Source organism: Geobacillus sp. G4, from assembly GCF_040327975.1.
In the GTDB taxonomy this organism is placed as follows: Bacteria; Bacillota; Bacilli; order Bacillales; family Anoxybacillaceae; genus Geobacillus; species Geobacillus thermoleovorans.
Window position 1 is genome coordinate 32794 of sequence record NZ_JBEPJY010000007.1, and the last position, 25611, is coordinate 58404.

Here is a 25611-nt window from a genome sequence, read left to right on the forward strand (position 1 = left end):
TCCGAGGTGGAAGGGCAGGGACGCGGTGTTCGAATTCTTGTTGGGGTGGCGCCAAAGGGCTGATTACAGCCCCTTGGGCGTCACTTTCTTTTCCACTTTGCGCAGCAGCCAGTCAAACACAATCGCCAACATGGCGGCTGGGATGGCGCCGGCTAAAATTAAGTTTTTGTCGGCGATGCGCAGACCGCGGTCGATCAAGTCGCCAAGCCCGCCGGCGCCGATAAACGTCGCTAAGGCGGCGACGCCGATCGTCAGCACCGTCGCGGTGCGCACGCCGGCCATAATGACGGGAAGCGAGAGGGGAAGCTCGACCATCCATAAAATTTGCCGCGATGTCATCCCCATCCCTCGTCCGGCGTCAACGAGCGTCGGGTCAACGCCGAGAATGCCCGTGTACGTGTTACGCAAAATCGGCAATAGGGCATAAAGCGTCAAGGCGATAATCGCCGGCAGTTTGCCGATGCCGAAAATCGGCAGCATAAACCCAAGCAACGCCAAGCTCGGAATCGTTTGGATGATGGCGGCAATGCCGATAATCGGCTCGGCGAGTTTGCGATACCGCGTCAACACCACACCGAGCGGCACGGCTATGACGATCGCAATGCTCATAGCGATGGCGGATAAGAGCACATGTTCTTGAAAGGCGATCCAAATATCATTCTTTCGTTCGATAAACGTCTGCAATAATTCCATCGTATCCCTCCTTGGCGGAAAAGCGGCAGCGGGTGGCTGCCGCTTGGTCATGGGCTGAGACCGAAAACTTGAAAAGGTTTTGGTTCACTAGCGGAACGAATCCCATCGGCAAGCCCGCTTGGAGCGGCCTTGTCTTTTCAAAATGAGACGTGTGATTCAGGCGGGGCGACGGCCGCGGCAACGTTTCTGGCTAGATGACAAGAAACGGGGCGGCATCGTTTTTTCAAGCCCCCATTCGCCCGTCTTCGTTGGCATTAGGCATGTTGCTGGAACGTCCACTCCGCGAGTGCGCGCATCATGCTCGAGCGCGTGATCCCGCCGACGAGCCGGTCGCCGTCCAACACCGGAATGATGCGCACATCCGGGTCTTGGAACAGGGCGGCGACGTTGGTGACGTCCGCTTCTTTCGACAACGTCGTCACATCGTAGTCGGCGATGTCGGCGACTAATAAATGTTCTTCTTGGTAGCGCTGTTCGATTTGTTTTAAGGTGACGATGCCGAGAAAGACCTGCTTTTTATCGACGACGACCAAACTGTCGACCTTTTTCGCTTTCATCAATCGGAACGCTTCGGCCAAGCCGCGCCGCGGCGAGATCGTCGCGACGTCAGCCGACATTAAATCCTCCGCCGTCGGCACGGCCGTATGGCGGATCCGCAGCCTGTCTTCACCAATAAACTCGCGGACAAAGGAGTTCGCCGGCCGCCGAAGCATTTGGTCCGGCGTCGCAAACTGGACGATTTCCCCGTCTTTCATGAGCGCAATCCGATCGGCGATTTTAATGGCTTCATCCATATCATGGGTGACAAAGACGATCGTTTTGTGAATCTCCTCTTGCAAGCGGACGATGTCATCTTGCAGCTGTTCGCGGCTGATCGGGTCAAGAGCGCTGAACGGCTCATCCATCAAAATGATATCCGGTTCTGCGGCCAACGCGCGAACGACGCCGACGCGCTGCTGTTGCCCGCCGCTGAGCTCCGACGGATAGCGATGCTTGAACGTCGCTGGATCCAATCCGACGAGCTCAAGCAATTCGTCAACCCGTTTTTCATAGGCGTGTTTTTCCCACTTTTTTAGTTTCGGCACAAGTGCGATGTTTTCTGCGATCGTCATATGCGGAAACAGCCCGATTTGCTGGATGACGTAGCCGATGTTGCGCCGCAGCTCAACCGGGTCAAGCTGGGAAATGTCTTGCCCATCGATGTACACTTTGCCTGATGTCGGCTCGATCAAGCGGTTGATCATCCGCATTGTCGTCGTTTTCCCGCAGCCGCTCGGCCCGATGAGGGCGACAAGCTCGCCTTTGCGAATTTCAAGATTGATATTTTTTAAGGCGACAAAGCCGTCCTCATACTGTTTCGTGACGTTTTCAAATCGAATCATCCAAATTCCTCGCTTTCTAGTCGATCAGTCCTTCCGCTTTTAAGAAGTCAATCGCCACTTCACGCGGCCGTTTTCCTTCCAAGTTCACTTCGCCGTTTAGTTCCATCATTTTTTCATCGGTCAAAATGTTGGCCAACTTGTTCAGTTTTTCTTCGAGATCCGGGTTGGCATCCAACACTTCCTGGCGGATGATCGGCACGGCGTGGTACGGCGGGAAGTACTGTTTGTCATCTTTCAATACGACCAAATCATATTTTTTTATCCGGGCATCGGTCGTGTAGGCGGTGATGACGTCAATCTCTCCATTTTTCGCTGCTTCGTATTGCAAGTCTGGGTCGATCGTCACTTTTTTCTTGAACTGAAACCCGTACGTATCAACAAGCCCGTCATAGCCGTCGCTTCGCTCAAAAAACTCGGCGTCTGACCCAAAGGTGAGGGAAGACGAATGTTTCGCCAAATCGGAGTACGTTTTCACCCCGAGCTTTTCCGCGAGGTCCCTGCGCATGGCCAAGGCGTAGGTGTTGTTAAACCCGAGTGGTTTGAGCCAAGCGATGTTGTATTTTTCCTTATATAATTTCTTTGTTTCGTTGTAAATTTGTTCGGGCGTCTTTTTAGGATCGTACGGCTGTTTTAAAATGTTCAAATACCCTGTCCCCGTGTACTCGACATACATGTCGACATCGCCATTTTCAATGGCCTGCTGGAGCATAAACGCGCCGCCTAGACTGTCCTTCACTTCCACGTCCAAATCGGTGTTGGCCTTCACATACTCCGCCAGTAAATGCGTCAAAATAACTTGCTCGGTAAACTTCTTCCCACTGATAACAATTTTTCCTTTCGCATCACTCGTTCCGCTGCAGGCCGCTAGTCCAAATACAAGCCCGACAGCGAGCAAAATCATCATCCATTTTCGCAACACAATTCCTCCTTCTTTTTCAGCTGATATCATACAAATGAACGGGGATAAAAAAAGCAGCAAAAGGACGCGGAGGGAGGTGAAAAAGCGTCACAAACAAAGGATACCGTAATTTGGGTGCGGCTGGCAAATTTGGTATCGGCCGATATGTTTGCTTCTCGCTTGCTCTCGCGGCGATGAGCGTTCTCTCCTCCTTGATCCTGAAAAATGCTCGGGAATGCTTGCGAATCCTCCTAGATGCTCCGAATTCGAGATGTTTGCATAAGCCTCGTGTTCATCCATCGATGCGCCAGCCAGGCATGACCCGCGCCGTTCATCGAGAGTGCGGGGTGATGCTACCACTTGCCGCGAGAAGGCCGGCGCCTTGGCAAATGGTCAAGGTGAAGGCTAATCGATAAACACTCGAACAAAAAAGGCAGCTCACGGCTGCCTAGTGAAAAGGGAATAGGTGTTGAACATTTCTCTGTGGGGAACGTGTTACGCATAAACAAGGCGATGAAGGGCGCTTTCCGTTTTGAAGACGCGGGCGTTTAAAACAGAGAGTCCCGCTTCATGTTCGGCGAGGGCAGGCAGCACTTTGTCTTCAAGGATGGATGTGATACGGGTGAGGTCGCCTTTCATATGATGAAGGTCGTGCGCCATCGCCTCGTATTTGGCGGTCAGCACTTCTTGCCCATGGCGGAGCGCTTCAACGATCGCCTTCGTTTCGTTCGTGCGCTCATCAAGCAGGTCGATTCGCCGTGCAAGCGTGTTCGTCTGTTCGTTCAGTTGGGCGACTTGGTGTTCGACGGTGCCCATGCGTTCGCTCAGTTGGGCGACTTGGTGTTCGAGGTTGCTTGTCCGCTCGTTCAGCTGAGTGAATTGTTGCTCAAGGGCGCTCGTCCGCTCATTGAGCTGGGCCATTTGCGCTTCGAGAGCGCCCGTTCGTTCATTAAGGTTGGCCGCCAGCACTTCAAGGGCACCCGTTCTTTCATTGAGATTGGCCACTTGTCCCTCCAAGGCGCCAACCCGCTGCTCGAGCGACTCGACCGCCGTGCGCGTCGCTTTCACTTCATGCAAAATTTCCCGCAGCAACGCTTCCATTCGTTTCACCTCCTTTTCCCCTCTATTTTACAAAAAACGCGCGCCGATGGCGAGAAAAAATAGGAAAACGGTTTTTGCTAGAAAAAGAGCGGAGAAAATCGTTACAATAAACATAGGAAAAAACCGAAGCAAAGGTGGACGGAGATGGACGCCACGTGGTTGAAGCCCATTGTCGAAACAAAATATTTATCGACGGAAAACGCGCACCGCTACCGGGCGATTTTGCGCTATTTCTACATTCAGCACGAGCGGATGCGGCAATATTTGTTTCCGGAAGAAGTGTACGCCTTTTTAAAGCAGCACGAGGAGTTTGCCGATTACACTGAGGAAGAGCTGCAGCAAGACCTCGACCAGCTCGTCAAATGGAACAACTTGATCGCCCGTCAAGAGACTTCTCACGTGCGGACGATTGAAGAGTTTAAGAAAAAGCGGTTCCGCTATCAATGCAGCCCGTACACGGTCGAAATCGAACGGATGATCCGCACGCTCGAGCAGCTTGGGGATTCATTTGGGGGGTCGCTCGAGAGAACGCGGTTTGACCGTTTGTATGCCTCTCTTTCTCGCATGGAAACGATCATCGCCTCTGATTTTCAAGAGCAGCCGGATGAAATGCATCAAGTATGGGAAGAGACGTTCGATTATTTCAAAAAAATCATCCAAAATTCCGCCGACTATATCGCTTATTTGCACGGTGAAAATTTGGAAGAGCGGATGACATCGGAGTCGTTTCTCGTTTATAAAGAGCAGTTTACTGCTTATTTGCGCGATTTTATCGTCGCCTTGCAAAAAACGTCGATACAGATTGAGCAATTGCTTGAAGACTTGCCGGAAGACGGGGTTCGGCAGTTCATCGAGCATGTCGTCGACTATGAGAGGTCCATCCCTCGCTTTGCCGATGCGCTGCCGCCGCGCGCTGTCCAGATTGAAGAAAAATGGGAGACGTGGCGCAGCCTGTGCGAATGGTTTTTAGGCCGCGATGGGCACGAGAGCGAGCTTTCGTTTTTGCAATACCAGACGAATGAGGCGATTCGCCGCCTGACGCGCGTCGTGCAACGGCTTGGCGAGCGGCATCACCATTTTCGCAGCCGCAAAGGCGACTACTTGCATTTGGCCCGTTGGTTTTCCCGCCTTGAATCGATTGAAGAGGCGCACTGCCTGTCAGCGGTCGTGTTCGGTTGCTTCCATACGAAACATCTCGTCGCCGATTTCGGGGCGACAGACAACATATACCGCGACGTATGGGACGAGCCGCCAGCCGAGTGGGTGACGAAACCGCGCGTCCGCCATTATGGGGAAAAGAAAAAGCCGCAGGCGATTGAAGACAAAGAACGGGAGAAAGAAGAAGCGCGTCTTCGCTATTTGGAAGAAAAAGCGCGCGAGGAAGCCGAGCTGAAGCAATTTGTGACCGACGGGAAAATCGTGCTTGCCGACCTTCCTGAGGTGACCCCATACGTACGGAAAACGCTGCTCGGCTGGATCGCCAAAGCGATGGGGCGCGAGGGGCAAGCAATGAAGACGGAAAACGGGTGGGTTGTCAACGTGGTGAACAAAGAGGGGACGATTTGCCTTCGCGCAGAAGATGGAGAACTCGTAATGCCGAACTACGAAATTCATGTGCTTTCGCGAGGTGAGTGAGGATGGAAACGGCGTTTGACGACAAGGCGAAAGAGGCGCTCGCCGCGCTGTTCGAACAATTTTGGATCATTCGCGACAAAGAGCCGGATTTGTATCAGCTCGTCCGTGAGCGCGAACATGTGTTGAAAAAGTATGTGGAGGAGAAGTTTGGCTATCGGCTCATCGTTCACCGCTATTTTGCCAAGCTCGAGAAAATTCCCGCCGAACCGGAGCCGTGGATGGGCATCGAGTCGTTTCAAGAGCCGCTTGACTATGCGTTGTTTTGCTGTTTGATGGCGTATTTGGAAGGAAAAGCAGTGGAAGAAAAGTTTTTGCTTTCTGACGTATGTGAAGAAATCCGCGCCATGTACCCGGGTGATCTACCGGTCGATTGGACGAACTATTCGCATCGGCGCGCGCTCATCCGCGTGTTGAAAACGGCGGAACAAATCGGACTCGTCCGCCGGATGGATGGGGAGATTGAGGCGTTCGCCCAGCATGTGGAGGAAGAGGCGTTGTACGAAGTGCCAGTGTTGGCTCGTTATTTTATGCGCACGTATCCGAAAGATTTGTTGCAATATGAATCGATCGACGAATTGCTCGCCGAGGAGTGGAAAGCATCACCGCAAGATTATCGGCGCCATCGCCTGTATCGAAAGCTGTTTTTATCCCCGGCGGTGCACCGGACGGAAGGGGACGAGCAAGACTTTTACTACTTGCGCAACTTCCGCCATCGGCTGCGGGATGATATCGAAGCGCATACGCCGTTTCGGTATGAATTGTACAAAAACGCCGCCATGTTGACGCTTCCCGAACGGCAGGCGCCGTACACCGTATTTCCTGATCAGAAAGGAACGTCGGAGGTCATCCTTCATTTTGCCGCCTTGGTGCGCGAGCGGCTTGGGGAATATCCGCCGGATGAATACGGCCGCATACGATTGACGCCTGAACAATTTTCCGCCTGGCTTGCCGATTGCCGGCGCCGCTACGGGGCTGGGTGGGGGAAAACGTACCGCGACATGTCGGCTGCCGAGCTTGTCCGCGTAGTGCTTGCGGCGCTCAACGAATGGCGCATGGCCGATGTGGAGCACGACACCGGAATGATCGTCCTTTATCCCCTCCTCGGGCGGATGTCGGGACGGTATCCGGATGATTTTGACGCGAAAGAGGGAGGAGAACATGGCGAATCCATGGGTGCTTCATCGTGCGGGGCTGATTAATTTTTGGTATTACGACGAGCAGTATTTTCATTTCGCTGACGGTAAGCTGCTCTTGCGGGGAAGCAACGGGGCGGGCAAGTCGGTGACGATGCAAAGCTTGATCCCGGTGCTTTTAGACGGCAAGAAGACGCCCGATCGCCTCGATCCGTTCGGTTCACGGGCGCGGCGCATGGAAGACTACTTGCTTGGGGAAAAAGATGTCGTCAATCGCGATGAGCGGACCGGGTATTTGTTTTTGGAATATAAACGGAAAGAATCCGACCAATACGTCACAACGGGCATCGGCCTGCGCGCGAAGCGGCAAAAAAGCCTCGATTTCTGGGGGTTTGTCCTCTTTGACAACCGCCGCATCGGCTATGACCTTCAGTTGTATAAACAAGAAAAAACAGGTGAAAAAATCCCGCTGACCAAGCGGGAGCTGGCCACAGCGCTCGGCGCGGGCGGGACGGTCGTCGAGACGCAAAAAGACTATATGGAGCTCGTCAATAAGCATGTGTTTCGCTTTGAATCGCTTGAGGCGTTTCAAGAATTGATCGAGCTGCTCATTCAACTGCGCAGCCCGAAGCTGTCCAAAGACTTTAAGCCGACCGTGATTTATGAAATTTTGGAAAGCTCGCTGCCTCCGTTGACCGACGACGAGCTCCGCCATTTATCGGACACGATCGAAAACATGGACCAGGCGAAGCAGCAGCTTGAGCAGCTCGAACGCGACGAGCGGGCGTTGAAGCGTCTTTGCGATCAATACCGCCTTTACAACGAATATATGATCGCCGAAAAGGCGACAGAATACGTAAAAGCGGTCAAGCAAGCTGAACAGCTCGCTGCTGCACAACACCGCCTTCACGATGAAGAAGAGCAGGCGCGAAAGACGCTTGATGAGCTTGATGAGTCCATCACCCGCCTCCGCCGTGAAGAAGACGTGCTGCGTTCACGTGAAATCGACTTGGCTGGCCACGAAGTGTTCCAGCAAGCGGAGAAGTATGAACAGTTGAAATCGGAGAGGGAGCGTCTGCAGGAGCGGTGGGAGCGGCACGAGCAGACGATCGCGGAAAAAGAACGGCTGGAACGCCAACATCGCCGCCGCCTCGATGAATCGGAAGCGCGGCTGGATGACCTTGAACGGAAACTTGAAGACGAGTTGGCGCAGCTGCGAGCGGATGCGGAAGAAGGAGCCTTTTCTTTGCATGAAACGAACGAAGACGATTTTCACCGCCATCGCCAAAAGCAACAAGAGTTTTCGTTTGCCGCTTGGAAACAGGAAGCTGACCGCCATATCGAGCAGCTCGAGGAGTTGGCGCGCCTTTGGCGCAGGCATGACGATGTGAAACGACGCTATGAAGAAGCGAGCACCGAAGCGGGCGAGCGGCGGCGGGAAATGGACGAATGGCGTCATCAGCAACAGAAATGGGAAGAGCTGCTCGAGCAGGAGAAAGAGCGGTTTGAACAAGCCGTGCTTGCCTGGGTCGAGCAAGGAGGAATCGACGTTTCCGAAGCGGACATTCAGGCGTTTTTGCGACAAATGGGCGCCCTCTATGAGCTGTATTCGCTCGATGATCTGAAGCGCCCGTTCGTTCAAGCGTATTACGATGCCGTCGGTAAGAAAAAGGATGAGAAATGGCGGCTCGAACATGACATCCGTCTGTTGGAAGAGAAACGGGCAGAACGTGAGGCCGAACTGCGTCAATGGCGGGAACAACGCGACCCTGAACCCGAACGGGATGAACAAACGACAGCCGCCCGCTTGGCATTGGAACGGGAAGGGATTCCGTTTGTCCCGTTTTATGCCGCGGTCGAATTTGTCGACGATGTGCCTGACGATGTGCGCGAGCGGATCGAATCGGCGCTTTCGCACGCTGGGTTGCTTGACGCCCTCATTGCGGCCCGCGATGTCGACGTCGACTGCGACCGTGTGCTCATCCCGAAACCGGTTCATATGGTGCATACGTTGGCCGATTATTTGCGCCCAGATGCGGATGCCCCTGTGTCAATGGAGCGGATTGACGAAGTGCTCCGAAGCATCGTCATCACCGATGCCGACCAAGAAGGCGGCATGACGATCGATGAAACGGGGCGCTATTCGCTCGGCCTTGTCCGCGGCCATGCACCGCGGGGATCGAAGGCGGCGTTCATTGGCCGTGCGGCGCGCGAGCGGTGGCGGCTTGAAAACATCGCGGCGCTGGAAGCGGAGATCGCCGCGATGGGGCAAGAGATCGACCGTCTGCGTGGGGCGCATGCGGCCGTGGAAGCGGCCATTCAAGCGCTCGCCGACTGGTTGGCGTCCTTCCCGGCGGACCGCGACGTGCGCACCGCGTTTGACGAAGCGCAAGAAGCGCGCCGCCAAGCGGAAAGCAAAGAGCGGGAATGGAAGCGGCAAGAAGAAAAAGCGGCCCTCCTTGCGCGCGAATGGAAACAAATCAAACAGCAGCTTCGTGACGAATCGGCTGAGCTTGATTTAGCCTTCACCTTGGACGGCTGCGAACAAGCCATGCTCGCCATGAAATCGTACGTCCGCCATTTGCACGAACTCGAAGTGCTTTACCGCGAAACGCGCCATACCGAAGCCGTGATCGCTCAGCAGCGCGAGCAGCTTGCGGTGCTGGAAGCGGAGATCGACGAGGCGAAAGGCGAACGAAATCGACTTCGGGATGAAACCGAGCGGCTCGCCTTGCGAATCGCGGAGATGGAGCGGACGCTCGCACAAATGGGAGCGGATGACATTCGCGCCGAAATCGCCCGCATTCAAGAACGGTTGGCGTCTTTGCGCCGCGAAATTCCGCGCCTTGTCAACGAACGGGCGCGGACGGAACAGCAGCTCATGCGCCTGGCCGAAGAACGGGAAAAAGAGGCGCGGCGGGAAGCGTTCGCCCGCGAGCTCGCCGCGATGTGGGAAAAGTCGTTTGCCCGTGAAGCGGCGCTTGGGCTTGTGGATCTTGATCGTTCCCGCTCCCTCCTGGAGCAGGCGAAAGAAGCGAAACAACGGTACGAAGCAGTGTTAAAAGAGACGCGTTCCTCGCTTCTGGCGCGGCTGAACACCGTCTTTTTCCAAGAGTCGTCCAACTTGACCGAATACCGGGCGTCCTTCGAGCCGCTGGAAGAACAAACGAAGCCCGAATGGACCGCCGCTGCCCCAGACGATGAGATGGCCATGAAAGCCGCGGACTGGCGGGAGAAACAAGAACGGCACGTCATTTACCTCGACTACAAAGGCGAGCGCGCCACGCCGTTTGCGGTGCTGGCGGAAGTGGAGCGCGACATCGTCTTGCAGCACGAGTATATGAAAGAACAAGACCGCGAGCTGTATGAGGACGTCATCTTAAAATCAGTCGGCCGCATTTTGCGCAGCCGCATTCAGCGCGCCGAACGGTGGGTGAATGATATGAATAAACTGATGGGCGGCCTCGACACATCATCAGGGCTTGTGCTGTCCATTCAATGGAAGCCGAAAACGGCGGAGACGGAAGCGGAGCTCGATACGAAAGAATTGGTGCGCCTGTTGCGGCTCGATCCGCGGCTGCTTAGAGAGGAAGATTTACAGCGAGTGACGAACCATTTCCGCTCGAAAATCGCCCGCGCCCGCGAATTGCTTGAAGAGCGCGGCCAAGGCAGCACGCTCCATCAAATCATTAAAGAAGTGCTCGACTATCGGAAATGGTTTTCCTTCACTTTGTACTATGAAAAAACAAACGAGCCGAAACGCGAGCTGACGAACCACCGCTTTTACCAATTCAGCGGTGGGGAAAAGGCGATGGCGATGTACATTCCGCTTTTCGCCGCGGCGTATTCGCGCTACCAAGAAGCGGGCGATGATGCCCCGTACATCATTTCGCTCGACGAGGCGTTCGCCGGCGTCGATGAAAACAACATCCGCAACCTGTTCGGACTTGTCGAACAGCTCGGCTTTAACTATATCATGAACTCGCAGGCGCTTTGGGGCGACTACGACACCGTGCCCGCGTTGTCCATTTGCGAACTCGTCCGCCCGCGCAATGCGTCGTTTGTGACCGTCATTCATTACCGTTGGAACGGCCGCGTCAAACAGCTGATGGTCAATGATAAAGAATGGGAGACGATCGAGACGTGAGCACGGCCAAGGAGGCGGCTGCCTTTTTCCGCTCTGAACCGGGCTTCCGCCGTCTGTTTATCGAGATGAAGCACAAGTACGAGTCGCTCGGCCGCGTCGGCGGCGCGGTGTCTTTAGAGGCGTTCACCGATGAAGAGCGGGAGGCGGTGGCCGCCTTTTTCGGCAAAGACGTCTCCCGCGTCTCCCTTATCGCGTTTGAAAAACAGCTCGGACAGACGAGGTTTGCGGGCGTTGGGCTTGTCGAGCTGCTTGAACAGTACTTCGGCGCCCCGCTTGTCTCAAACAAAGAACGGCGCCAGGCGGAGGAAGAGGAACGGGATCGTTTTTTTGCGCGTCTGACCGAGGAGCATCATTGGGTTGAGTCGGTCCGCCCTCAGCGCTTCGTCCAAACGGCGTACGAAACCGACCGCCGCAGCCTGGAGGAGGCCATCCGCCTTGTCAGCGCGGCTCTCGGCCGCCTCCCGCTCCCGTCATACATGCGCCTCCCGCTCTTTGCCCAGCAAGTGGCGGGCGACCCGCATGCGTTCGATTTGTCCACGCTACCGGGGAGATTGTTGCTTTCGGCGTTGCAAGCGACCGTGCCCGGGGATTGGGACATGGCATCTGTAGAGAGCGTCAACGAGTTGCTCCAGTCCGTCGGCTTGCTCCGTGAGGATATCCTGAACTTTGTCACATGCGCCAACATTCTTGCTGAAACCAAGGACGGACCGCATCCTGTTTTCTCCGCTGCCTGGGAGGCGAACACGGCGCTGAACATGCCGCTTAGAGATGTGCTGTCGCTTGTCCGCGCCCGCCCTGCCCATGGGGGGACGGTGTACATTGTCGAAAACGCGGGCGTCTTTTCGACGCTGCTTGACACCCGCGCCCCGCTTGTCAGCACGAACGGGCAAATGAACTTGGCGACGATGAAGCTGCTCGATCTTCTCGCCTCTTCAGGCGCCAAGCTGTATTACTCCGGCGACTTCGATCCGGAAGGATTGGCCATGGCAGAGCGGCTGCTTGAACGGTATGGACAGGCCGTCACGCTCTGGCGCTTTTCCTTGGACGATTATGCGGCCGCCAACCCAGTCGTTGAACTCACAACCGAGCGCCTCGCCAAACTCGCATCCGTCACATCGGAACCATTGCGGCCGGTGAAAGAAGCCATCGGGCGAAAGAAAAAAGCCGGGTATCAAGAGGCGATCATTGGGAGGTTGACAGGGGATATCAACGGGTAGTCCATTCACGAGCTAGAGGAAGGACAAGGGAAGGAGCCCAAAGCGATCGGGTCTCCTTCCTAAAAAGTTACATTCATGAGAAGGAATTGCGTCGCGTAGAGCGAATACATATCGTGAATTCCATGTCGCAAGGAGGGAAAACGTGGCCAAACAGCGAATCGATCACGACCGGTTGTTCAAAGAGCTGCTGTCGACGTTTTTCGAAGAGTTTTTGCTTCTTTTCTTTCCCAACGTGTACGAGCACATCGACGTTCACCACCTTTCTTTCCTCACAGAAGAACTGTTTACCGACGTGACGGCCGGAGAGAAGCACCGCGTCGATTTGTTGGTGGAAACGAAGATGAAAGGGGAAGACGGGCTCGTCATTGTTCATGTCGAACACCAAAGCTACGCACAGCGGACCTTCCCCGAGCGAATGTTCCTCTACTTCAGCCGCTTGTTTCAAAAATACCGCCGCCGCATTGTTCCGATCGCCATCTTCAGCTATGATGAACACCACGATGAACCTTCCTCATTGGTCGTCCAGTTTCCGTTTTTGACGGTTCTCGATTTTCGTTACTTGACGGTGGAGCTGCGCAAACTGCCGTGGCGCGCGTACATCCGCCATGACAATCCCGTCGCCGCTGCCTTGTTAAGCAAAATGGGGTATAATGAAGAAGAAAAGGTCGAAGTGAAAAAAGAATTTTTGCGCATGCTCGTCCGCCTTGAGCTCGATGAGGCGAAACAGCGGCTGTTGTTCGGTTTTTTTGAAACGTATTTGCGGTTGTCCGAAGAGGAGGAAGCGAAACTGCGAAACGAGGTGAGCCAAATGGAGACGAAGGAGGCGAAGCAAGTGATGGAGCTCATCGTCTCGTACGAACAGCGGGGAATGGAAAAGGGAATCGAGAAGGGAATCGAACAAGGGGTCAAACAAGGGATCAAACAAGGTATTAAACAAGGGCGCCAACAAGGGATTGAGGAAGGGAAGCTCGACGTGGTGAAGAGAATGCTGGCGAAAGGGTATGATGTCGACACGATCCACGAACTGACCGGGCTGCCGGTTGAGAAGATCGAACGGGTGAAGGGGTAAGCAGAGCAGACTCTTCGCCGTCGAGCCTCACATTGTCGTCGACCCCCAATCGTGCAAAAATCCCGGGGGATCGACGACAATGGTTTTATGCGTTTGTCATAGTTCCCCTGAGATTATCGCTGTGGTATAATAGATTTTGGATATACGATGTTCTAAAAACAGTCATAGTTCCCCTGAGATTATCGCTGTGGTATAATCATTCTTCTACTTCTGAGTATGATGTTGTAGTCATAGTTCCCCTGAGATTATCGCTGTGGTATAATGTGAGTCGCGCGCAATTATTCAAGCGGAAGGTCATAGTTCCCCTGAGATTATCGCTGTGGTATAATAATGCTACTATATTTTGTATTGTTTCGTAAGTCATAGTTCCCCTGAGATTATCGCTGTGGTATAATTCCGCCGCGCCCACCTGTCGCATTTATCTGGTCATAGTTCCCCTGAGATTATCGCTGTGGTATAATGACTTAAAGGGTGGGCTGGCGTTTCAACGGGTCATAGTTCCCCTGAGATTATCGCTGTGGTATAATTACGTGCTGCGATTAAACTTAGCGAAGCTAGTCATAGTTCCCCTGAGATTATCGCTGTGGTATAATCGCTTGCTTGCTCGTTCGACCGACGAAATCGTCATAGTTCCCCTGAGATTATCGCTGTGGTATAATTACATAGCGGCGTACAAGTTAGGAAAACTCGTCATAGTTCCCCTGAGATTATCGCTGTGGTATAATTTCTATCCGAAAGTTTAGCCTGTCCAAACTGTCATAGTTCCCCTGAGATTATCGCTGTGGTATAATGAAGAAGTATCGTTGGCCGATTTGTTGCCGTCATAGTTCCCCTGAGATTATCGCTGTGGTATAATACACATCTAAAAAAGCCTGCAATCTCAAGGATCGCAGGCTTTTTTGCTTTCAAAAAATGCAAATATGCTTATGCAAAAAAGGGGACCATTTCCGTTTTTTTAAAAAAGTGTAAGTTGGGTGGATGTGATTTTCTTTTCTTGTGCTGTCGGTTCCCCAAGAAGCAGCTGCATTTTTGCGTACTGCTTTTCCGTTACGACCATCGCCCGAATCGATCCTCGAGGAGGTAAGTTGCGTTTTAATCTTGCCAAGTGTTTGTCCGTTGCTTCATGTCCGTGGCAGACGCGGCTGTAGACCGAAAACTGCAACATATCGTACCCTTCGTTTAGCAGGAATGTGCGAAATCGCCGGTATTCGCGCTTCTCCCGGTTGGTCACGACGGGAAGATCGAAAAAGACGAGCAACCGCATAAACTTACTCATACACGTGCAGTTGTAACGGGAGAAGTTCCGGCAATTTCAACAACGAAGGGTCTTGGCTTCGGCTTGCAGTGACGAAGCTTTTTGTCATTTCTTCCACCGCGTTCACGACGGTCAGTTTTTCTCCATTCACTAGTATGTCCATGTTGGCTAAATTATATAAGTCTGCCCGAATGGACGGAGAAAATTCATCGTCCGGTTGAATGTGTTGGGCCACGTATAGGTCAACGAGCGGACGCAATACTTCCATAAAGTCGTCGGCGAGATTAAATTTGTTCAACTCGTTATCATGGTAAATTCCTAAGCATGGGAAAAAACCATACCCAACGAGAGAGCGGGCGACGAGTCCCCGCATAATGGCGTATCCGTAATTTAAAGAAGCGTTCACCACTGAGTCGCTTCGTCGGGTAAATTCACTGCCAAATAAATACTGGAAGTACTTTTTGGCTCCATACGCTTCACGGTTATTGCTGTCTCCAGAGTCGACGGTTTTGCTGATGCGGTATAGCTCGTCGGCTCCTTCTTTGTTCAGGAACTCCAAACACTTTCCTTGATTGATGAGTTTTTGGATCACGACCCGCTGCCAAATTCGCTTTTTAAAAGGCTTGGAGTAGGCGTACTGCATGTGCAGCACGCCCACTTGACGAGAATGTTTTTGGAACGGCTGCAGAACCCCATTGGGGAGCCGTTTTTGGTCACAGGTGAATAATGCAATGTTATGTTCGGCCATTTTGCTTAAAGCGACTGCTGTAACGCTGACAGCTTGCTCCTCGATGATAATGGAACAAATATCCTCCAACGGGATAGAAACTTTTTCTTCCTGTTCAATCACGAGTTGATTGTAACGGACGGATAGTTTCCCCGGTTTTCGAATGAGCAGATGACGCCAACCCAACTCTCTTTTCCCCTCTCACTTTGTAGATGTTGCCGAGCACATCTACTTGATATTTCTCGAATCGTTTGAGGGTTCTTGAACCGACGCCACGGAGCGAGAAACTGTTGTCATGGCTGATCAACTCTAATCCCCCGTTGGCTGAGTCAATCGTTTTGTAGTAGACAAACATATCTTTAATGTTGATCTCTTCGCCTGCGGCTGTTTTCACTGTTTTTTCCCGAGGAAGCTCAATGCGAATGAGATCATTCGGGTACAAGCTGAATCGGAACGTATAGTCTTCCGTCATTTCCTTCCACTCAGAGTACGGTTTGTTCGGCTCGATGGCTTTGTTTGGCAAAACACCTTTCATGATGTCCATTGTATAGACGGGAACACAATAGTATTTCCCATCTTTTTCAAATACGTCAATTCGAACGATGTTGCTGTTGTAGGCGACGGTTTTGCCGTCATTGAGCGGGATGACTTGGTTTTTTGTGTCGATGATTTTCACTGTCCGAATGATAGGCCCTGGTTCCCCGTTCTTTTTCGGTTTGTACAGAGGTTCCTGGAATGCTTTTTTCGGATCATTGTTATGCTCAAGCAACCGCTGGCGGATCGCTTCGTATGTCCTTGGGTCACTTTCTTTGCCGTACATAGGAAAATGTCCGCTTGCATCCAGCTTGATTTCGGACAGTTTCGTTTTGACAACAGTTTGGATTTTCCCGCTCCGTTCATCGATGCCAATATAACGTCGCAATGTCTCTTGATGAGCCGCCCCTGTGACGCTCCGCTTCGGCATGCGGGATACAAAAACCGGCTGCAACGATTCGAGTTTCTGATCATCATAATTTCCAAGATTGAGAGCTTTTATACTCTCTTTCGGATGTTTTGATAAACGCGCCCGCAGTTCATCGGCGAAGTGCGGCCAAGGTTGCGGAAACTGCGGTTCGGTCTTTTTGGCCAGTTCTTTGTTTTGCTCGCGCCGTTGGTAAAAGGCGGTGACTTTGGCGATATCGCTTGGCGTTGTGCAAGCGACGATGGCGGCATCTACTGCATGATGCAAATCGGATTCTTCACGGTTTTTGTTGAAATCCCAGCGGCTGCGCAAATGGGAGGTAACACGGCCGTTGACCGTATATACTTTTTGCTTGTCGTCACTTTCGGCGAACTTCAGATGTTCACGAATAAAGTTGGCGAAAAAGCGTGAAATATACCGAGTGTCATTTAAATTTCGGCTTTTAAATTCCATTTCTTCATTTTCATCGTAATGAAGCCGGAGCAGTCGATCCCGTTTCTTTTTGGAAAACTGCTTGTTTGTTAACACAAACGTTTCAAACTGCTGCCAGCGTTCAGTTCCGACACCTAAATACTCGGCAGGAATGCGGTTGCCTTTTTCGCGGTTTTCTTTTGTCAATACCAACACTTTATTTGTATAACTGTCGTCCAAACTGCGGCTGTACGGGATTACGTGATCCACTTCTACATAACCCGGTTCAAGCAGCCGCTCGATTTCGATCGGTTGAAGCGAGTAGGCGCATCTCCCGTTTTGTTCGCTCCACAGTTTGAATTTGACAATGTCAAGACCGGTTGGATTTAGCGTCAGCCCGTATTCCATGAGCTGGCGGATGGCGGTTTCGTTTCTCTTCCGGTTTTCATCTTGTTCTCTTTTTGTTTTGCGCCGTTCGTCAAACGTTTGTGATAAATCGCGAGCTAGCTCGATATGAATGGATACCGGCGAACCATACTTTTTGATAATGGCATTCACCACTTTTCGCGCCTGTGTCAATGCGCGCATGACAACCGGATTGACGATCGGCGGAATAGTCGGAAGCAGCACCGTTTTTTGTTTTTTCTTTGGCCCTGTAAATGTATATCCAGCCTTCTCGCAAGCAGAAGAGTAGACCTCACCTTGTTCCATATACGGGAGAATGTTGCGGAGCGCCTTTAGCGACAAATGGCCGAATTTTGTAAATGACAAGTTCAACAGTTCTTCAATCAGTTCGTTGTCATATACCTTGTTCGCCAAATTTGCTATCCGTTTCCCGTTTTGTTCATATTCGTTTCGCAAGTAGCTGCGAATATCGGCATCATCTTTAAACAACGTCAAGGCATAACCGAATGTATCGAAATCGATGGGAAGAAACGAACTTGATTTTCCTTTTCCATACACTTTATCGATGGCTTTCCGAATTTGATGATAGGCGTCGAGTTCGAGGAATCGGATGTTTTCGTTTTGCTTTAGCGATTCGCCCCAATCGTACACAATGCCTTTAAAGTAGGTATCATCAGGCAAATGGAGCAATGTCCGTATATCATGATAGGTAATTTTGTTTTTTTGGAACGCCTGTTCATACAAAAGGCGGCGCTCCTTATCAGTGAGCCCCCGTGTGCCTGATGGGGAGACGAGCCGCAATTTATTGATGTGCTCCCAAGCGATGAATGACTGGAATGTGTATGTTGCTTTTGGCGCCCGTTTTTCTTTCGGTTCAAATGTACAAAAGCCCACCTTTTTCTCGATATCATCTTTGGAAGCGACAGGACGTTGCGAAGCCCAAATGGTGATATATTCATTCTCAAACTCTTCCGTGCAACGCATGTTTCCAAACTCACGCTGTTTGGAGAAAATGAGTCGGATCTCATGTTCTAAGTCATCGCGGGCGATCGTGTTTGTGTAATTTTCGCCTTTATTGCGTTTATGGAGCGTAAACTTTGGATCTTTCACAATCATTTCGCCGACGGTCCGATAGCCTGAGAGAATGGCCCGGTTTTCTTCGATATGTTTGAGCATCGTGCTGTTTTCTTTGTTGCTGCGCTCGCTTTGGCGGTTGGATTTGAAGCCGCGCCGCTTGGCTAGATGAAGGAGGACACGGACTAATTCATCGTTATTTAGTTTTCGATCCAATGCTTCAACGCGCAGTTGCCAGACGTCGATTTCGTGTTTCTCCTCGAATAGCTTGTCCAGTTCCTCTTTCGTTAAAATTCCTTCACGAATGACCAAACGGCGAATGCGCTCCAGCCGATGCTTGCGGCGGCGCAATCGACGCCGGGCTGAGCGAGCGAGGCGGCGTGGAAGAGCTAGTGATTCTCCTGTCTTTGGATTTTCTGCACTATCAAAAATGCGGACGCCCAAATCTTCGATGCGAGGAATATCCAGATTAATGACTGCCCAACCCACAGAGGTAATGCCGATATCAAGGCCAATTTTGTATCTCATGTCAATCCCCTCCCGATAGCTATGTAGTAAAAAAGACCTTAGCGTTTTCCGCCAAGGTCTGAGTTTGCGCAAGGATGGGGAATGCCCGCTAAAAGCGGGCGACAGGCGATCCCCAACGCCACGGGTCAGTCTGCCTTAGGCAGAAAGCCCTTATCATAGTAACCCTGAGATCATTGCTGTGGTATGATCCTATTATTATAATAATGGGGAAATTCGGGAAATGCAAGTGCTTTTTTCCACGTATTCCTTAAAATCGGTGCATTTGAGTAAAATCATGTTTGAAGGAAAAAGTGAAACGTACCCGTGGTGCTAGACTAAAAAGTGAACACGGAGAATCGAGAGTGTGAAAATAAAATCAAATGGATTCGAGGTGTCTAAAATGGGTAAATCGTACGACAAGGAATTCAAATTACAAACCATTCGAATGATTCTGGAAGAAGGCAAGCCGGTGGCACAGGTCGCCGGGAACTGGGAATCAACGACAATACCTTGTACCGCTGGGTGGCAGGGTACAAGCAGAGCGGACAGTAAGCTTTTCCAGGAAGTGGAAAACTGAAGTCCGATGACCAAGTGATCCGCAACATGAAGGCTGGCTATATTTGGCGAGCATTATGGATCTATGTACGCGTAAAATCGTCGGTCTCCATATGGACGAGTGGATGACGAAGGAACTGGTCATCCAAGCGCTGGATCAAGCCTACCACCTCCAACGACCGCGCGGTGAAGTGCTGCATCATTCCGATCGCGGCAGCCGATATGCGTCGCGTGAATACTAGGCGCGTTTGAGAAAATACGGGATGACCAGCAGTATGAGTCGCAAGGGCAATTGCTACGAGAATGCCTGTATCGAATCTTTTCATAGCGTGTTGAAGAAGGAACTGATTTACCTGGAAAAATTCCAGACGCGTGAACAGGCGAAAAAGCACATTTTTGAATATATCACTTGTTTCTACAACGGGAAACGGATTCACTCTGCGATTGAGTACTTGACGCCCAATCAATACGAACGTATGTATCGTATTTCTGCGTAATTCTCTCGATTTTTTGTGTCCATTCTGTTGACAAAGGTCCAATTCATTCTATAAGTCAAATGGTATACAATAAGGAAGGCAGGAAAAAACATGAGATTGACAGTGACCATGAGCGGACGGCAAGGGACGGTTTCCTTGCCGCTGCATTATCAGCATTTGTTGCAAGGATTATTGTATCGTTCGTTAGAAAATGAACAATTAGCCGCGTTTTTGCATGACAGGGGATTTCGCCACGAGAAACGTTCATTTAAACTGTTTACCTTTAGCCGTTTATTTGGAACGCATCAAGTGGATCGAGAAAGGAAAACAATTCATTTTTTGGGGGATTTCCAATGGCATATCGATACCGCTCTTCCAGAGCTGACTCAACAACTTGGGCAGAGATTCTTGGTGCAAAGGGAGATTGAGCTTTACGGACAGTTGATTGAAGTGAAAAGTGTCAAAATGGAGAGCGTTGACATACGGGGGCATGAAATTGACGTTGTCATGCTTTCTCCACTGACCGTATACAGCACATATGAGACGATGGATGGGAGAAAGAAAACGCAATTTTTTGATCCTGATGATGAGGTATTCCCCCACTTGATTGAATTGAATTTCTGTCACAAATATGCAGCGTACTATGGTGTTCCGCCAGCGGAACGATTATCGATTCAACCGATTTATGTTCATCGGCGTCATCGTGTGGTCACACTATTCAAGGACATGTATATTACAGGCTGGATGGGACATTATCGTCTTTGTTCTTCGCCAGAACAGTTGACATTTTTGTACCACGTCGGTCTTGGCAGTCGAAATTCACAAGGGTTTGGAATGTTTCGCCTCGCAAGTGGATAAACTAGCCGCAAGATTGTCGTCGACCTCCAATCGTGCAAAAACCCCGGGGGATCGACGACAATAATTTTTGGCGGTTCAGACTTACAGCCACCGAGGTTGAAGGGTATTGACAGAATTTTTGGAACGTGGTACTCTGAAAACAGTGTTAGATCGAAATGCTTGATACAACAAGCATTTTTGGGTTTTTATCGTACCTACGAGGGATTGAAATGAGCTTTGATATAAATGCTGTCTCCTTGTCCAACGTGTTTTTATCGTACCTACGAGGGATTGAAATTCAAAGGGACAAAAGATCGATCATATTGTGTTTTTATCGTACCTATAAGGGATTGAAACTTTGAAATAAAAGAATCATTCGAACCCGATGAGCAGGTACAAGACTGGTTGGGTTGCAGCCAAACCAAAGAAATGATGATGTCGATTCAACAAAGATATGGAAAAAATATTTGGAGATTTATCATCTCGCGCTGAGGAGACCCCCACTTCCACGCGTGGGCGTAGGTGGGAGAGCGTTCAATGTCCGAGCTTTTGGTTCGTTTGGAGTTGTTTCCATCAGTTGGCTTCACATCATTCGGAAGTAAATGGAGGTTGCAATGCGCTCTAAACTTCGCGATCTTGGTTTTTCCATCGGCACGCTTCCGACAGGGGAGCGCAATCAAGTCACCGATGTGCCTGGGGTGCGGGTCGGTCATGTGACGATTCGGGAAGATATGAATGAGCGGACAGTGATCCGCACTGGGGTGACGGCGGTGTTGCCGCATGGGGGCAACTGGTTTTTGGAGAAGGTGCCCGCGGCTTGTTTTGTTTTGAACGGTTTTGGGAAAACGGTCGGGTTGGTGCAGGTCGAGGAACTTGGGTTGATCGAGTCGCCGATTATGCTGACCAATACGTTCAGTGTCGGCGCTGTCTGGCAAGGGACGCTTGAGTATATGCTTGCGATGACGCCGGAGATCGGAGATACGACCGGGTCGGCCAACATTGTCGTCGGGGAATGCAATGACAGCTATTTGAATACGGCGCGGGCGCTTTCGGTGACGAAGGAGCATGCGAAACAGGCGATTGCCGAGGCGCGCGTCGATATGGAAGAAGGGGCGGTCGGCGCGGGGACGGGTATGATGTGCTTCGGCTGGAAAGGGGGCATTGGCAGCTCGTCGCGGATCGCGGGCGGGATGTATACGGTCGGAGCGCTTGTCGTGAGCAATTTCGGGCGGCGTGAAGAGCTGCGGTTTGTGCCGTATGTGCCGCCGTCGTTTGATGAACGGGATGTGCCGGCTGGTTCGATTATGATGATCGTCGCGACCGATGCGCCGCTTGATGCGCGGCAGTTGAAGCGGCTGGCGAAGCGGGCGGCGGTGGGGCTGGCGCGGACGGGAAGCCACGTTCATCATGGCAGCGGCGACATCGTCATCGCCTTTTCGACGGCATACACGGTTCCGCATTTTGTGGATTCAGCGCATCAGGCGCTGCCGCCGCTTGTCCGCGATGATGCGCCGCTCATGAACGAGTTGTTTCAGGCGGCTGTTGAGGCGACAGAGGAAGCGATTTGGAATTCATTGACGATGGCGGAGACGACGACCGGGCGAAATGGACGCGTCGGGGAAGCGATTCCGTATTCGTTGCTTCGATGGATCAAATGGACGGAGAAATGAAACGATGAGAGGAAACGGCCCGAAAGGAATGGTTCTTCGGGCCGTTTCGTTTTTTCTGCCGCGCCTCTTGCCGCTGTGGTTGTCAGTACCGACTATGGAGACGATGTGTCCAAGCGGCGATCTTCTCTTTCATTTCCTCGCGCCATGCACGGTCATGCGTCGCATACCCGACCAATGCGCCGGTGGCGATCAACAAGAGACCAGATAAGACGAAAATGGAGGAAATGGAAAAGAACCCTGCGATCGCGCCTGCGGCGGTCGGGCCAGTCAAGTTGCCGAGGAAGCGGCTGCTTGCCGTGACGCCGAACACCCGCCCTTGAATGCGGCGCGGGCTTTGCGCGTTGATGAGCGCTTGAATAGACGGCCATACGCCGCCAACAACAAGCCCTTGCAAGAAGCGCCACACGTACAGCTCATAAATGTTGTCCGTCCATACTTGCGGCAAGGCGAACAAGCCGGACAGCACAAGCAGTATCGGTAATGTTTTCTCCTGCCCGATCCGGTCGCCGAGTTTCCCTAAGTACGGTGCGCCGATGATCGTCGCGATGCCGGTGATCGACGAGGCGAGGCCGGATAGAAAGGCGAGATTGCTAGAATGGCCGATGAGCGATTGGACAAAAATCGTCATCATCGAGTTGACGCCAAGAACCGCGATTTGCACGAGAAACGTGGCGATAAATAAGACGATGAGCGGCCGGTGTCTGAATACTTCTTTGAAGCTGGCCTTGTTTTCTTTTGTCTGCGGCACGACGGGATCTTTTTCGAGCCAAAAAATGACCGGCAAGAGCGTCAGTAAAATGCAAAGCCCGGTCACGAGAAACACCGGGCGGAAGCCGAACAGGTCGGATAAGGCGCCGCCGATGAGCGGCCCGATGATGTTGCCGGCGATGCTTCCCGTCTGCAGCGTCCCGAGCGCCTCGCCGCTATGGTCTCTCGGCACAACGCGGGCCAAGTATGAAAACGAGACAGTGATAAATCCAGAGAAAAAGCCGACAAGAAATCGGAGAGCAAGCAGCGTCATCGGTGAGGCGGCGAACGCCATGCATCCGGTGATCAAGCCCATGCCGATCCCCGCGCGGATGAGGTTGGCGCGCTGGCCGTACTTATCGGCGAATACCCCCCAAATCGGCGCCATGACAGCGGCTGATAGGAACGTGACGGAAAACACAAGTCCTGTCCAGATGCTCAAGGCGTGGTGCTCAGTGACGCCCATTTGCCATAAAAAGAGCGACAAAAAGGGAATGACCATCGTCATCCCGGCAGAAACCATGAAATTGCACAGCCAAAGAACGCGGACGCTTCGCTTCCAGTTCATAGGAGGTCATCTCCTGTATTATTTCGTTTCTCTAATGATTTTACCACGATGGAAAAACAAAGGAAACGATTTTGCTTCCGAACGGGGGAAAGCGAGAGTCAGGCCGTGCGACGGTGGGGAGCGGTGCCACTTCCCTGAACAAACACCATCCCCCTTGCCTGCCCGGCAAGGGGGTCATCTATGTCAAAGGGGGAGGGGATTAGGCGTTATTGGCTTGGGCTTCCTTCCATTTCGCTAATTCACGTTCCACTTCTTCCTCAAACGGCACGGGGGACAACGCAGCATTCGTCCCGAACCGGGCGGCGGCCGCTTCGGCTTCTAAGGCGATGACGCGCTCTTCCATGCGGGCGAAGCCGCGCAGCGCCTCATCGGCAGAAAACGAAGCGAGCGCCGTGTCGATTTGTTTCAACGCTTGAGCGGCGTTCACCCGCGCCGCGAGCTCGAGCTGCTTGGCGGCGAGTTCGTCGTACCGTTCGCGTAGTTGGTTCAAGCGATTGGCGACCTCAACTGTTTTCGCTTTGATGGCTTCGTATTGTTGTTTGTACGCCTCCAGCTTTTTCTCGTACAACAGTTTATCACGCAGCGCCAGTTTGGCGACCGATTCTTCGTTGCGCTCGAGCGCCAGTTTCGCTTGGCGGCTTCGTTTCTCAATGGTCGCTTCGGCTTGGGCGATGAGCGTCTCATAGCGCCGCTCGGCGACCCATTGTTGGGTGAGCGCTTGGCGGCCTTGTTCGAGTTTTTGCTCAAGCTGGCGCAAATATTGTTTCGTCATGGCAACGGGGTCTTCCCAGCGGTCAATTTGTTCATTCGCCTCAGCGAGAATAATCGTTTTGATCCGGCGAAAAATGCCCATGTTGTTTGGCCTCCTTTTGTATTGTTTTTTCCCATTCATCCAACCAATCGACGGGAACGGACGGCAGTGCTGGCGCCCATACTTCGGCAATTGCCGTTTTTCGCGCTTGACGGCGCCCTAAGGTGTACACGGCGGCCAGCGCCAGCAAGATCAGCACCCATTTCGGCAAGATCGCAGCAACGCCTAAAGCGACAAGCGCCCAACCGATCCAGCGCTTCGACCGCGCCGCGGCGAGCCATATCGCCCCCGCGCCCACGAGCAAAAACGGAATGAGCCACCACATGAACAAACCTGCCATCATCCAGCCTTCGCGCGATCCCATGCCGAACTCTCGATGGTGATGTCCGAATCCATCGTGCACGCCGGCAAATGGAACGCCCGGACGGCCGTGCGCCATCACTTCATGCGGCGTCAGAACATGAAACGCGCTCCATCCAACGAGAGCAGCGAGCGCGATGAATAGGAACGTTTGTGCCTTTTTCACATCGTCACCTCCTTTTTTCGGCAGTGGACTGGCTTACGGTTTGTATTGTAGAGGGGGAAGGAGAAAATTAGGTGAAAAGCGAACATTTTTTTGAAGGATTTTTGAGTATATCATGAATAGGGGATCCGCCGCGAGATGGACGATGATTTTGACGGGCATCTGTTTTTTCTGACATTGTGGGGACGAAGGAGGGGAAGACGTGGTTCGGTCGTATGGGCTTGATGTTGGCGGCGCTTTGTTTGTGTTCTTGTTTTCCTTTTTGTTTCCGACGTTTGATGTCGGATATTATGCGTACGGCTCGTTTCTCGGATTCGCCATCGGCTCGTTGATCGTCGGCTTGGCGAGAATTCGATGGAATCCGCATGCGCGGTTGGGTGGCGCTCTAATCGGTTTGTTCCTCATCATCGCGATCTCTGTCATCATCATCCGCCTGTTTCCCATCGAAATCCGAGATGTCGGAGACTTGGTCATGCCCTATGTCAATGCCATCGTGAATGCGTGTTTTTGTTGCAACTTGTTCTAGGGGCTGTATAATTTCACCGTATGTTTCTAAAATCTTTCCCGATTTTTTATCGACTAGGCTAAAGGATTTTTTATCTCGCTTTTCAGAATAACGTTTTGGCCAACACGACTAGCGATGGCAATCTTTTTTGACCATCGTTAGTCGTTCCGTATCATGTTAGACGTGGATGCTCTCATCCATGTCCATATCCGTCAAGTTCAGCGTTAAAAATCGCTCTATCCATACATAGTGTTTGTGCCATGGGATGAAGAAAAGAATATTTCTCATTTTAGGCATGGGACTG

The 25611-nt window shown here is 52.0% G+C and carries 18 protein-coding genes, 1 pseudogene and 1 CRISPR repeat array; of the genes and pseudogenes, 9 read left to right on the forward strand and 10 right to left on the reverse strand.

Annotated elements, in window-relative coordinates; all coding sequences use genetic code 11:
* Positions 1-63: 63 nt before the first annotated feature.
* The 4 genes from ABS784_RS10120 to ABS784_RS10135 all read right to left on the reverse strand — a co-directional run bounded on the left by ABS784_RS10120 (position 64) and on the right by ABS784_RS10135 (position 4074).
* The gene (locus ABS784_RS10120) at positions 64-693 is read right to left on the reverse strand and encodes an ABC transporter permease (protein ID WP_011229818.1); all 630 of its coding nucleotides are present in this window, start codon (positions 691-693) and stop codon (positions 64-66) included.
* A gap of 254 nt (positions 694-947) precedes the next feature.
* Entirely contained in the window at positions 948-2075 is a 1128-nt protein-coding gene (locus tag ABS784_RS10125; protein ID WP_011229819.1) for a betaine/proline/choline family ABC transporter ATP-binding protein, read from the reverse strand.
* Between the two features lie 16 nt (positions 2076-2091).
* Positions 2092-2994: a glycine betaine ABC transporter substrate-binding protein gene (locus ABS784_RS10130; RefSeq protein ID WP_031206583.1), complete on the reverse strand. Its 903-nt coding sequence runs from the start codon at positions 2992-2994 to the stop codon at positions 2092-2094.
* Positions 2995-3468: 474 nt separating this feature from the next.
* A complete protein-coding gene (locus tag ABS784_RS10135; RefSeq protein WP_318538571.1) occupies positions 3469-4074 on the reverse strand; it encodes a hypothetical protein in 606 nt (201 codons plus the stop codon).
* Between the two features lie 144 nt (positions 4075-4218).
* Between ABS784_RS10135 and ABS784_RS10140 the strand changes: the two genes are divergently transcribed.
* From ABS784_RS10140 to ABS784_RS10160, 5 genes are all read left to right on the forward strand, one after another.
* Positions 4219-5709 carry a TIGR02677 family protein gene (locus tag ABS784_RS10140; protein WP_062898333.1) on the forward strand — a complete coding sequence of 497 codons (1491 nt, stop codon included), beginning with the start codon at positions 4219-4221 and terminating at the stop codon, positions 5707-5709.
* Between the two features lie 2 nt (positions 5710-5711).
* Complete coding sequence (locus tag ABS784_RS10145; protein ID WP_062898334.1) at positions 5712-6908, forward strand: TIGR02678 family protein; 1197 nt, start codon at positions 5712-5714, stop codon at positions 6906-6908.
* Positions 6868-10989 (forward strand): TIGR02680 family protein, encoded by a 4122-nt coding sequence (locus ABS784_RS10150; RefSeq protein ID WP_352512378.1) that lies wholly within the window; start codon positions 6868-6870, stop codon positions 10987-10989. The genes ABS784_RS10145 and ABS784_RS10150 overlap by 41 nt, the downstream gene beginning before the upstream one ends.
* Complete coding sequence (locus ABS784_RS10155) at positions 10986-12206, forward strand: TIGR02679 family protein (protein WP_352512380.1); 1221 nt, start codon at positions 10986-10988, stop codon at positions 12204-12206. The genes ABS784_RS10150 and ABS784_RS10155 overlap by 4 nt, the downstream gene beginning before the upstream one ends.
* Before the next feature lie 142 nt (positions 12207-12348).
* Complete coding sequence (locus tag ABS784_RS10160; protein WP_021322012.1) at positions 12349-13275, forward strand: Rpn family recombination-promoting nuclease/putative transposase; 927 nt, start codon at positions 12349-12351, stop codon at positions 13273-13275.
* Positions 13276-13370: 95 nt separating this feature from the next.
* Positions 13371-14131: a CRISPR direct-repeat array (repeat unit 36 nt; unit sequence GTCATAGTTCCCCTGAGATTATCGCTGTGGTATAAT).
* 99 nt (positions 14132-14230) lie between these two features.
* Here ABS784_RS10160 and cas2 read toward each other — a convergent pair.
* Genes cas2 through cas9 form a run of 3 tightly spaced genes read right to left on the reverse strand, consistent with a single transcriptional unit; the run spans position 14231 to position 18636 of the window.
* The gene (gene cas2, locus ABS784_RS10165; RefSeq protein WP_023633352.1) at positions 14231-14539 is read right to left on the reverse strand and encodes a CRISPR-associated endonuclease Cas2; all 309 of its coding nucleotides are present in this window, start codon (positions 14537-14539) and stop codon (positions 14231-14233) included.
* Positions 14540-14543: 4 nt separating this feature from the next.
* Entirely contained in the window at positions 14544-15443 is a 900-nt protein-coding gene (cas1, locus tag ABS784_RS10170; protein ID WP_031212129.1) for a type II CRISPR-associated endonuclease Cas1, read from the reverse strand.
* A complete protein-coding gene (gene cas9, locus ABS784_RS10175) occupies positions 15373-18636 on the reverse strand; it encodes a type II CRISPR RNA-guided endonuclease Cas9 (protein WP_352512383.1) in 3264 nt (1087 codons plus the stop codon). The genes cas1 and cas9 overlap by 71 nt, the downstream gene beginning before the upstream one ends.
* 584 nt (positions 18637-19220) lie before the next feature.
* On the opposite strand from cas9, the pseudogene ABS784_RS17390 reads away from it, so the two are divergent.
* The 3 genes and pseudogenes from ABS784_RS17390 to ABS784_RS10195 form a co-directional block, all read left to right on the forward strand.
* A pseudogene (locus ABS784_RS17390) lies at positions 19221-19667 on the forward strand (IS3 family transposase); the annotation flags it as partial.
* Between the two features lie 90 nt (positions 19668-19757).
* Positions 19758-20504 carry a CRISPR-associated endoribonuclease Cas6 gene (cas6, locus tag ABS784_RS10190; protein WP_318538577.1) on the forward strand — a complete coding sequence of 249 codons (747 nt, stop codon included), beginning with the start codon at positions 19758-19760 and terminating at the stop codon, positions 20502-20504.
* Between the two features lie 593 nt (positions 20505-21097).
* Positions 21098-22153 (forward strand): DmpA family aminopeptidase, encoded by a 1056-nt coding sequence (locus ABS784_RS10195; RefSeq protein WP_318538578.1) that lies wholly within the window; start codon positions 21098-21100, stop codon positions 22151-22153.
* An 82-nt stretch (positions 22154-22235) separates the two neighbouring features.
* On the opposite strand, the gene ABS784_RS10200 is transcribed toward ABS784_RS10195, so the two are convergent.
* The 3 genes from ABS784_RS10200 to ABS784_RS10210 form a co-directional block, all read right to left on the reverse strand.
* A complete protein-coding gene (locus ABS784_RS10200) occupies positions 22236-23468 on the reverse strand; it encodes an MFS transporter (RefSeq protein ID WP_011229829.1) in 1233 nt (410 codons plus the stop codon).
* A gap of 199 nt (positions 23469-23667) precedes the next feature.
* Complete coding sequence (locus ABS784_RS10205) at positions 23668-24321, reverse strand: PspA/IM30 family protein (RefSeq protein ID WP_144329849.1); 654 nt, start codon at positions 24319-24321, stop codon at positions 23668-23670.
* On the reverse strand, positions 24281-24805 hold the full coding sequence (locus ABS784_RS10210; RefSeq protein ID WP_011229831.1) for a hypothetical protein: 525 nt from the start codon (positions 24803-24805) through the stop codon (positions 24281-24283). Before ABS784_RS10210 ends, ABS784_RS10205 begins: the two co-directional genes overlap by 41 nt.
* 199 nt (positions 24806-25004) lie before the next feature.
* On the opposite strand from ABS784_RS10210, the gene ABS784_RS10215 reads away from it, so the two are divergent.
* A complete protein-coding gene (locus ABS784_RS10215) occupies positions 25005-25328 on the forward strand; it encodes a hypothetical protein (RefSeq protein ID WP_011229832.1) in 324 nt (107 codons plus the stop codon).
* Positions 25329-25611: the final 283 nt, after the last annotated feature.